The sequence below is a fragment of the Bifidobacterium leontopitheci genome, assembly GCF_009193355.1.
Lineage (GTDB): Bacteria > Actinomycetota > Actinomycetes > Actinomycetales > Bifidobacteriaceae > Bifidobacterium > Bifidobacterium leontopitheci.
In genome coordinates this window covers 1-5,555 of the sequence record NZ_WBVT01000067.1, presented here as the reverse complement: position 1 = coordinate 5,555, position 5,555 = coordinate 1, and the positions used below count along the sequence as shown (strand labels likewise).

Annotated in this window: 3 rRNA genes; all 3 read right to left on the bottom strand. The window is 59.9% G+C overall.

Annotated features, from left to right (window positions below):
• Position 1: 1 nt before the first annotated feature.
• The 3 genes from rrf to F7D09_RS10845 all read right to left on the bottom strand — a co-directional run bounded on the left by rrf (position 2) and on the right by F7D09_RS10845 (position 5,347).
• A 5S ribosomal RNA gene (gene rrf, locus F7D09_RS10860) occupies positions 2–118 on the bottom strand.
• Positions 119–297: 179 nt separating this feature from the next.
• Positions 298–3,349, bottom strand: a 23S ribosomal RNA gene (locus F7D09_RS10855).
• Positions 3,350–3,821: 472 nt separating this feature from the next.
• Positions 3,822–5,347: ribosomal RNA gene (locus tag F7D09_RS10845) — 16S ribosomal RNA — on the bottom strand.
• Together the 16S, 23S and 5S rRNA genes form the textbook arrangement of a ribosomal RNA operon.
• Positions 5,348–5,555: the final 208 nt, after the last annotated feature.

Genomic DNA, 5,555 nt, shown 5'->3' with positions numbered 1-5,555 from the left:
AATGCGGCGGCGTGCTACTCTCCCACACCCTCACAAGTGCAGTACCATCGCCGTGCCAGGCCTTAGCTTCCGGGTTCGGAAAGGGACCGGGCGTCTCACCTGGGCCATGGCCGCCGCAAGAATTCGATTATCACCAGCCCCAAAGGGCCGATGGCCTTGTGGCGGCTTGGGGACCGGACAATGGACGCGAATGTTCTTCCTGTTTTCGTCTGATGCGCAGTGCGACGTTTCGTGTTGATGCTACCCGTATCGCCCGCGGAAGACCCTGTTCCCGGACGGGACACCCCGAAGGGTGTCGTGTGATTGCTTTTCGACCATTAGTACCGGTCGGCTCCACCCCTCGCGGGGCTTCCACCTCCGGCCTATCGACCACGTGTTCTGCATGGGGTCTACAACAGGACAAGCCTGTAAGGAATCCTTATCTTGGAGAAGGCTTCCCGCTTAGATGCTTTCAGCGGTTATCCCTTCCGAACGTAGCCAACCAGCCGTACCCTTGGCAGGATAACTGGCATACCAGAGGTTCGTCCACCCAGGTCCTCTCGTACTATGGGCAGGGCTCCTCAGGATTCCAACGAGCGCAGAGGATAGAGACCAAACTGTCTCACGACGTTCTGAACCCAGCTCGCGTGCCGCTTTGATCGGCGAACAGCCGAACCCTTGGGACCTGCTCCAGCCCCAGGATGCGACGAGCCGACATCGAGGTGCCAAACCATCCCGTCGATATGGACTCTTGGGAATGATCAGCCTGTTATCCCCGGGGTACCTTTTATCCGTTGAGCGATGCCGCGCCCGTGCGCCGGCACCGGATCACTATCTCCGACTTTCGTCCCTGCTCGATCCGTCGATCTCGCAGTCAAGCCCGCTTGTGCGATTACACTCGACACCCGATTGCCAACCGGGCCGAGCGGACCTTTGAGCGCCTCCGTTACTCTTTGGGAGGCAACCGCCCCAGTTGAACTACCCGCCAGGCACTGTCCCGGAGCAGGATCACTGCTCGCGGTTAGACATCAAACGAGAACAGAGCGGTATTTCACCTTGCGACTCCACCACGGCTGGCGCCGCGGCTTCAGGGTCTCCCGCCTATGCTACACAATCCGCGCCTAATGCCAATACCAAGGTATAGTAAAGGTCCCGGGGTCTTTTCGTCCTTCTGCGCTTAACGAGCATCTTTACTCGTACTGCAATTTCGCCGAGCTCCTGGTCGAGACAGTGGGGAAGTCGTTACGCCATTCGTGCAGGTCGGAACTTACCCGACAAGGAATTTCGCTACCTTAGGATGGTTATAGTTACCACCGCCGTTTACCGGGGCTTGAATTCACCGCTTCACCCCAAGGGGCTGACGGATCCTCTTAACCTTCCGGCACCGGGCAGGCGTCAGAGCGTATACAGCGGCTTGCGCCTTCGCACGCTCCTGTGTTTTTGGTAAACAGTCGCTACCCCCTGGCCTGTGCCACCCCCAACAGCTATGCACCATCGGGGGTCTCCCTTATGCCGAAGGCACGGGAGCAATTTGCCGAGTTCCTTGACCAGGATTCGCTCGATCGCCTTGGTATTCTCTACCTGACCACCGGTGTCGGTTTGGGGTACGGGCGGCCAACAGCCTCGCGCCGAAGCTTTTCTCGGCAGCCGGGATCACCGGATTCGGCCCCTTACGGGCCCCATCATCACGCCTCACCCCCATGCCCCGCGGATTTGCCTGCGGGACGGGCTCGAACGCTTGACCACGGAAAACCACCTCCGCGGCCGGCTACCCCTCTGCGTCACTCCACGCGCTACCCTACCGGACCCGGGATCCCAACACACGAACCATCACCACCCCGAAGGATGGATCAGGAACGCATGGAGGTTAGCACAGGCCTTTCGGGTCTGATCGGCTGAAAGCCGGTACGGGAATATCCACCCGTTCATCCATTCGACTACGCCTGTCGGCCTCGCCTTAGGACCCGACTCACCCGGGGACGACGAGCGTGGCCCCGGAACCCTTGGTCATCCAGCGGCGGGGATTCGCACCCCGCTCTCGCTACTCATGTCTGCATTCTCACTCCCCACCAGTCCACGGACGTTTCCACCCCCGCTTCGACCCGATGGGGACGCTCTCCTACCCAGCCGCAAAAACGGCTGCCGCGTCTTCGGTGGCGTGCTTGAGCCCCGCTACATTGTCGGCGCGGAACCACTAGACCAGTGAGCTGTTACGCACTCTTTCAAGGATGGCTGCTTCTGAGCCAACCTCCTGGCTGTCTATGCGACTCCACATCCTTTCCCACTTAGCACGCGCTTGGGGACCTTAGACGACGGTCTGGGCTGTCTCCCTCTCGACGACGGAGCTTATCCCCCGCCGACTCACTGCCGGGGTCAACCTGACGGGTATTCGGAGTTTGGCTGCTGTCGGTACCCGTAACGGGCCCTCAAGCATCCAGTAGCTCTACCCCCCGCAGGCACCCCCCGACGCTGCACCCAAATGCATTTCGGAGAGAACCAGCTATCACGGAATTTGATTGGCCTTTCACCCCTAGCCCCAGGTCATCCCCCCGGTTTTCAACCCAGGTGGGTTCGGTCCTCCACGCGGTCTTACCCGCGCTTCAACCTGCCCAGGGCTAGATCATCCCGCTTCGGGTCCAGGACACGCGACTCAAAACGCCCTGTTAGGACTCGCCTTCGCTACGCGTACCCCACACGGGTTACGCTCGCCACATGCCACTGACTCGCAGACTCATTTTTCGATAGGCACGCCGTCACCCCACAGGGCTCCGACGGTTCGTAGGCGCACGGTTTCAGAGACTGTTTCACTCCCCTCCCGGGGTGCTTTTCACCTTTCCCTCACGGTACTAGTGCACTATCGGTCAGACAGGTATATCTAGGCTTACCCCACGGTCGGGGCGGATTCACACGGGATTCCACGAGTCCCGCGCTACTTGGGAGAAACGATCGGCAGGACACGCGCATACGGCTACGGGGCCATCACCCTCCACGGCCCGGCATCCAATCCGGTTCGCCTCGCACGCGTCTTTATCACTGCCGCCGGCCCCATCGGGCGGCCGGCCACGAATTCCCACGACACCACACACGCAACGGCCCGACGCCTATCACACGCATGCGGTTTGGCCTCATCCGCTTTCGCTCGCCACTACTCACGGAACATCCTTTCCTGCAGGTACTGAGATGTTTCACTTCCCTGCGTACCCCCCGGACACAAGCCGGTGACACCCCATGACGGGTGCCGGGTTGCCCCATTCGGAAACCCTCGGATCAAAGCCCACCTGGCGGCTCCCCGAGGCATATCGCTGCCTGTAGCGTCCTTCATCGGTACTGTCTGCCAAGGCATCCACCATACGCCCTTCCAAACAGCCACACCCCCAAAAAAGGCGGGCCGTCCTTCAGAACACGGTCAAATCCGCTGACAACACAGATCATCACACCAAACGATCAATCACAAAACGATCAAACGAAACCAGACAACAGCAACAAGTGCTGAAGTCCGGCGAAAAAACAGCAGAACACACCAGCCACGCCCGAAGACGGGCCAGTGCGATCCGCTCGCGTCCACTATCCAGTTCTCAAACCACCACCGCACCCACCACCAGGCCACCACCCCCGCACACAGGGAAGGCCAGCCGGCCATGGGGCGCGGGACCGCACCAGGAAACACCTGGGGTGACGGTCCGGGAACCCAAAAGCATGCCCATACCACCCGCGACCCGCCCACGACAGGCAGACGCACAAGCAATCCTGATCTCTTCCACACCAGCGACCCCAAGCAAGACGGACTGTCCGCCTCGCGGGGCACACACCGGCCGGCAGACACCGGCCTGAAATCTCCGTAGAAAGGAGGTGATCCAGCCGCACCTTCCGGTACGGCTACCTTGTTACGACTTAGTCCCAATCACGAGCCTCACCTTAGACGGCTCCGCCCCATCGCTGGGTTAGGCCACCGGCTTCGGGTGCTGCCCACTTTCATGACTTGACGGGCGGTGTGTACAAGGCCCGGGAACGCATTCACCGCGGCGTTGCTGATCCGCGATTACTAGCGACTCCGCCTTCACGGAGCCGGGTTGCAGGCTCCGATCCGAACTGAGACCGGTTTTCAGGGATCCGCTCCATGTCGCCATGTCGCATCCCGCTGTACCGGCCATTGTAGCATGCGTGAAGCCCTGGACGTAAGGGGCATGATGATCTGACGTCATCCCCACCTTCCTCCGAGTTAACCCCGGCGGTCCCTTATGAGTCCCCAACCGAATTGCTGGCAACATAAGGCGAGGGTTGCGCTCGTTGCGGGACTTAACCCAACATCTCACGACACGAGCTGACGACGACCATGCACCACCTGTGAACCCGCCCCGAAGGGAAACACCATCTCTGATGTCGTCGGGAACATGTCAAGCCCAGGTAAGGTTCTTCGCGTTGCATCGAATTAATCCGCATGCTCCGCCGCTTGTGCGGGCCCCCGTCAATTTCTTTGAGTTTTAGCCTTGCGGCCGTACTCCCCAGGCGGGACGCTTAACGCGTTAGCTCCGACACGGAACACGTGGAACGTGCCCCACATCCAGCGTCCACCGTTTACGGCGTGGACTACCAGGGTATCTAATCCTGTTCGCTCCCCACGCTTTCGCTCCTCAGCGTCAGTTACGGCCCAGAGACCTGCCTTCGCCATCGGTGTTCTTCCCGATATCTACACATTCCACCGTTACACCGGGAATTCCAGTCTCCCCTACCGCACTCAAGCCCGCCCGTACCCGGCGCAGACCCACCGTTAAGCGATGGGCTTTCACACCAGACGCGACGGACCGCCTACGAGCCCTTTACGCCCAATAAATCCGGATAACGCTTGCACCCTACGTATTACCGCGGCTGCTGGCACGTAGTTAGCCGGTGCTTATTCGACAGGTAAACTCACTTAACGCTTGCTCCCTGACAAAAGAGGTTCACAACCCGAAGGCCTCCATCCCTCACGCGGCGTCGCTGCATCAGGCTTGCGCCCATTGTGCAATATTCCCCACTGCTGCCTCCCGTAGGAGTCTGGGCCGTATCTCAGTCCCAATGTGGCCGGTCGCCCTCTCAGGCCGGCTACCCGTCAAAGCCACGGTAGGCCGTCACCCCACCGTCAAGCTGATAGGACGCGACCCCATCCCATACCGGAAAAGACCTTTCCCACAAGACCATGCGGTCCAGTGGAGCATGCGGCATTACCACCCGTTTCCAGGAGCTATTCCGCAGTACGGGGCAGGTCGGTCACGCATTACTCACCCGTTCGCCACTCTCACCCCAAGCAAGCTTGGGGATCCCGTTCGACTTGCATGTGTTAAGCACGCCGCCAGCGTTCATCCTGAGCCAGAATCGAACCCTCCACAAAAAACCTTCATGAAGAGCCACGAAGTGACTCCAAACAAAATTGACGCGACTTCTTAATAAGGAAAAGAAGTCCGCACGAAAAACCCCATCGGCGTTCAACCCCCTCGGGCACCCACCACCAAACCGGCGGGCCGCCAATGGACTGGCAATCAAAAAAGCTTGTAAAAAAGCAGTACAAACACGCTCTTGAGTTCTCAAACCACCACCAC